The 943-nt window shown below is 63.3% G+C and carries 1 pseudogene; it reads right to left on the bottom strand.

The window, feature by feature from the left end:
• Positions 1 to 925 (bottom strand): annotated as a pseudogene (locus IT781_RS21930) (hypothetical protein); the annotation flags it as partial.
• Positions 926 to 943: the final 18 nt, after the last annotated feature.

The following is a 943-nucleotide window of genomic DNA, read 5'->3' as shown; positions in this document are numbered from 1 at the left end:
CGTTATAGGTCCGCAGGATGCCCCACAGGCCGTTCCAGAGGTCATCGGTCGCTGCGCCCGGGAAATAGGCCTGATCGACAAAAGGCGTACCTACTTTAACGGAGTCTACGGCGTCCACTTCGAACTCGAAGTGTTCGGAAATGCCCAGCATTTGCGAGTTGCGGTAGCCGGAGTCTTTCAGCGACGGCTCGAACAGCCATTTGAGGCCGTGCATGCTGAAATTGTGGCCTTCCTCATGGGCGCCCATCAGAATCCGGACCTGGACTTTGTCGCCGGCGAACGTTTTCAGCAGCGGCGTGAACGGATCGCCGGGCAGGACATCGCGGGTCAACGGCTGGGCAAAAAAGTCCGGCTGGCTGTTCAAGGCCGGAATGGCCCGGTCCGTGAGCGATTCGAACGCGAACGACAGATCGCCGGCCCGGCCCGGAGTCTGGCCATTGGCGCCGTTATTGACGCGCAGCGCGATCGGCTCGTTGCGGTAGTTCACGGTCATGGTGCCGGGATCGTCGGCCGAGATGGCTTCGGGGCAGGGCCGGGGGACGCCGCCCGGACAGGTCGGCGCGACTCTCAGCAGATCATGGAGCCCGGCCTCCTCTTTGGCGGGCGGATTGACCGGCGTTTCATCATTGCGGTAGGCCAGCGAGAAATCGCCCATTTCCAGCAGGAACTCGCGGTAGGCTTTGTCGCCGTTTTTCGGTTCGATGATGGCCTGCCAGCTGGTCGGGCCGCCGTCCGCCCGGCCGCTCAGGGGCGTGCCGGTCTCATTGTGCTTCCAGGTCGAATTGGCCGGCTCGACTACCAGGCCGGCATAGAGCCCCGGATGCTGATGGGTGGACGGGCCGAAGTGGTCGTGCGTGAACACGGTGCGCAGAGAGCGGTCCTCACCGGTATTGTTCAGCACGTCATCGGCATACCAGCGCTGCACGGTGGTCTGCACGCAAGT

The organism is Methylobacter sp. BlB1, from assembly GCF_015476545.1.
Taxonomy (GTDB): Bacteria; Pseudomonadota; Gammaproteobacteria; order Methylococcales; family Methylomonadaceae; genus Methylobacter.
Note: the sequence above shows the minus strand (reverse complement) of the source record. Positions and strands in the feature narration are given on the sequence as shown.